This is a genomic window from Candidatus Magnetobacterium casense (assembly GCF_019173545.1).
Classification (GTDB): domain Bacteria; phylum Nitrospirota; class Thermodesulfovibrionia; order Thermodesulfovibrionales; family Magnetobacteriaceae; genus Magnetobacterium; species Magnetobacterium cryptolimnobacter.
Genome location: NZ_JABXWD010000308.1, coordinates 1 through 4,014, shown reverse-complemented (window position 1 = coordinate 4,014; position 4,014 = coordinate 1). Strand labels below are relative to the sequence as shown.

The following is a 4,014-nucleotide window of genomic DNA, read 5'->3' as shown; positions in this document are numbered from 1 at the left end:
ATGTAGATTATGAAGCTTTGCAGGTAAAGCGCAACGCTCCACGCTGGATGCGAATTTTGAAGAAATTTGGATATGTAAGGAATAAGACATAGAATCATCGCAAAAAAAAACTGTCATGGACGGTGAGGGGGAGTTTTGTGTCTTAACTCAATAAGATTTTCACGGTAAAAGTAGGACGGTTTGTTTGTCAGCCACCGCTTAACTTTTCCGGGCAACAACGAGTGCCTGGTACCAAGACTGTAACCGGCGTATCTGAAAAGCGTGTCTATAAAGAAGTAGCCCAGATAATACACCCCCTCCTCTTTCAATAGATGCAGCGCGCCGGTCTTGAGAAACCTCTTGCCCTCCCCCTGGGGACTTGCGTATGACAACAGGGCGTTGTCCCGCAGAGATACGCCGATGTCAAAGTGCCTCCGTAACTGCTCCATGACCGAGTAGTTATGGCAGTGGATAACAACGGCCTGGGGTTGATAGGCCACCTTGTAGCCGGAGCGAATCAACTTTGCCGCAAAAACCATGTCCTCATTCATGAGGGTCTTTACAAAGCCGCCCATTTCCAGGAACACGTCCCTCTTTATGGCGGAGCAGACGTTGGAGAAAAAGAACGTCTTTATGCCCAAGTGTGCCACCGCCCCGGAGTCCTTCAACTGAAACGTCCCATCTGTGACAGCGGGGGGGTAATTAAACTGTCGGCAGAACCGCTCCAGAGGGCGGGCATCCTTGCCGCAGACTTGCCTGGCATACGAGGCGGCCACGGCGTTATCCTCCAGGGGGGTCAGCAGGTGGGGCAACACCATGTCGTCAGAGGGCATGGCATCCTGCGTCATAAAGACGAGCGCCTCGCCACGGGCAACACCGGCGGCAAGATTGCGTGTCAGGCCGTGGTTAAACTCCTCGACAGGGACCACGATTGTCTCACACCCCAGGGAGGTGGCCGTTGCAACGGTTGAATCCGCCGAAGAGGAGTCGATAACTATGATTTCAAGGACGTTTGCCTTTTGGGTGCGGAGCCTCTCAACAAGCGGACTGATTAGGTTTTCAGCATTGAGTGTTGGAATGATTACGCTGACGCTGTTCATCAGACCTTTGGCATGTCCCTGAGACAGTCGGCCAATGCAACATCCCAGCTTTTGATGGGGTAATCGACACTGAGCCTGCTTGCCTCCAGGTCGAGCACCGAATAAACAGGTCTCCTGGCCGCAGTTGGATAATCAGCCGTTGTTATCGGTATGACCCGCGTACCGGTCCCGGTCAGACGCATGATCTCACAGGCAAAGTCGTACCAGCTCAGTTTGCCATCCGTCTGGTCGGTGACGTGGTAGACCCCGTAGCGTCTGCTCCGAATAATTGCCTTGATGGCCCATGCAAGGCTTACCGTGGAAGTGGGACTGCCTATCTGGTCACTAACCACGCGGACCTCATCCCTCTGCCCGCTGAGTCTCAGCATGGTCTTGACGAAATTGTTGCCACGTGTGCCATAAAGCCAACTTGTCCGGATAATGTAAAACCGTCTGGTGAGCCACCTAACGTAGCGCTCACCAGCCAGCTTGCTTTCCCCGTAAAAATTAACCGGACAGGCGTTATCAAAGGGCGTATAAGGGGACCCCTTTGAGCCGTCAAAGACGTAGTCCGTACTTATGTGACACAGGGGCACACCGTGGGCCTCACATGCCAGGACGAGGTTCTGCACCCCGATGCCGTTTACGAGCATTGCAAGCTCCCGTTGTGTCTCTGCAAGGTCAACGGCCGTGTAGGCAGCGCAGTTTACCACCACGTCGCAGCCCTCAACGGTCTCAAAGACACGTTCTGCATCCGTTATATCAAGCGTCTCCCTGCTTTTGCCGTAGCAGTCGCAGTCGGTGGCAAGGATGGGGATAAGGTCTCCGGCAAGCATCCCCTCACTGCCGGTTACAAGTATCCTCAACCCCAGAACCCCTTACTTTCAGAGACAAGGCGCTCCTTAAGCGATCTCCACCACCACTGGTTGTCCTTAAACCACTGCACCGTATGTTCAAGGCCGGCCCTGAACTGCATCTGCGGTGTAAAACCCAGTTCTGCGTGTATCTTGTCGTTGCTGAGGGCATAGCGATAGTCGTGTCCGGGGCGGTCCTTGACGTATCTTATGGCCGAGCGGTCCTTACCCATGATGTCTAAGACCTGCTCTACGATGTCGATGTTCTTGCGCTCACACAGCCCCCCCGCATTGTAGGCCTGTCCGCCCCTGCCCTTGTGCAACACCAGGTCAATGGCCCGGCAGTTGTCGCCGACGTAGAACCAGTCGCGCACGTTTTGGCCCTCGCCGTAGAGCGGCACGGGTTGACCATCGATGAGATTGGTTATCATCAGCGGGATGAACTTCTCCGGGAACTGATATGGCCCGTAGTTGTTGGATGGCCTGACGGTGCAGACAGGGAATCCGTAGGTTTTATAGTAGGCATGTACCAAGAGGTCTGCCGCCCCCTTTGAGGCCGAATATGGGGAGTTCGGGGCAAGCGGGGTCGTCTCCGTAAACACCCCCTCATCCGTCTCAAGGGAGCCGTAGACCTCGTCCGTTGATATGTGGACAAAGCGCTTTATGCCGGCCTTCCTTGAGGCATCCAACAGCACCTGCACACCCATCACGTTGGTGATCAAAAAGGGCTGCGCATCCTCAATAGAACGGTCAACATGGCTTTCGGCGGCAAAGTTCACCACGGCATCGACCTCCCTGATCAACCCCCTGACCGTATCGCCACTTGCCACGCTGTCGTGGACAAACCGGTATCGCTTGGCGTCTATGTCTTTGAGGTTGTTGACATTGCCCGCATAGGTCAGTGCATCAAGGTTAATGACCTCGTAGTTGTTGTATTTGTCGAGGATGTGTCTTATAAAGTTCGACCCTATAAAGCCACATCCACCTGTTACCAGTATCCTCATCGCATACCTCCCTTCGCTGTATCGTCATATAAGGGGAGAGAAGGGAAAGAAGGGGGCGGCTCCGCCCCCCCTCAGACCCCCCTGCAAGGGGACCAGTCCCCTTGACCCCGTAATAGAGATTTGTCATCCATGACACCTTACGTTATTCAGAATAATCCATTGTCAGCGGTATCTGACCACCGTGCCTTTTTAAACGGCGACACCAGGATCGGGACATCGGGTTTTTTGCCGCTTAACAGTTCCTCAATCGTGAGAATCTGAAGTCTGGGGTAATCTCTGAAAAATGCCTCAGACCTGTACAAACCCTTGGCGGCGGCCTCGCTTATCATGTCACGCGTGGGCGTGGTCAACGTTATCAGGATGCCGATGTCGGACTTTTCTCTGTCGATGACATAGCCGAGGTCACGGACGTCTTTGACTGAGACCTTGCCGCTTTTTACGGATACAATGGCCTTTTTGACCCTGTCTTTTTCGTCCGAGAAGTACAGGATGCCGTCGATGCCTGTATCCTTGCCCTTTTTCTTGTCTCCATAGGGACGGGCGTTTATCAGGGACGTTGCCCACCACTGAAACTGATAGCGATTCTGCAAGGCCAGCTCCGTAGCGCCCGTCAAGTCCTCCGGTTCTCCTATGATGTCGTAGTCCCTTTTTGGCTCTAATTCAAACATGTCGATAAGACGCAGTTTTATCAGATTTGTCGCAAGGTGCGTTATGTCAATGCCTATCCATTGACGATTCAGTTTTTGAGCTGCAGTGACAGTAGTCCCACAACCACAAAATGGGTCAAGGACTAAGTCGCCCTCGTTGGAGGAGGCTATGATAATGCGTTCCAACAGGGCGATGGGTTTTTGCGTTGGATAACCAAGACGCTCTTTAGCAGAACTGGTAAGTTTATCTATCTCCCATACATTGTCAATAGCAACGCCCTCTTCTATCGCTTCTTCCAGATATCTTTTAATTCGTTTTCCATCACCTGCATCGGATAAAACATATTCTCTTTCCTGTTCATCTATGCGAACTTTTTGCTTCCTTTTTTTAACGTATTCCTCTTTGGATAACCATTGCGTAGTATATGAATTAAAATGTTGTTTATCAGAT

General features: G+C 52.4%; 4 protein-coding genes. All 4 read right to left on the bottom strand.

The window, feature by feature from the left end:
* Positions 1 to 113 precede the first annotated feature (113 nt).
* Positions 114 to 1,079 (bottom strand): glycosyltransferase family 2 protein, encoded by a 966-nt coding sequence (locus HWQ67_RS13825; protein ID WP_218253276.1) that lies wholly within the window; start codon positions 1,077 to 1,079, stop codon positions 114 to 116.
* Positions 1,079 to 1,924: a dTDP-4-dehydrorhamnose reductase gene (gene rfbD / locus HWQ67_RS13820; protein ID WP_218253275.1), complete on the bottom strand. Its 846-nt coding sequence runs from the start codon at positions 1,922 to 1,924 to the stop codon at positions 1,079 to 1,081. The genes HWQ67_RS13825 and rfbD overlap by 1 nt, the downstream gene beginning before the upstream one ends.
* Entirely contained in the window at positions 1,921 to 2,916 is a 996-nt protein-coding gene (gene rfbB / locus HWQ67_RS13815) for a dTDP-glucose 4,6-dehydratase (RefSeq protein WP_218253274.1), read from the bottom strand. The genes rfbD and rfbB overlap by 4 nt, the downstream gene beginning before the upstream one ends.
* Positions 2,917 to 3,062: 146 nt before the next feature.
* A partial coding sequence (locus HWQ67_RS13810; protein WP_218253273.1) for a DNA methyltransferase occupies positions 3,063 to 4,014 on the bottom strand: 952 nt, incomplete at its 5' end.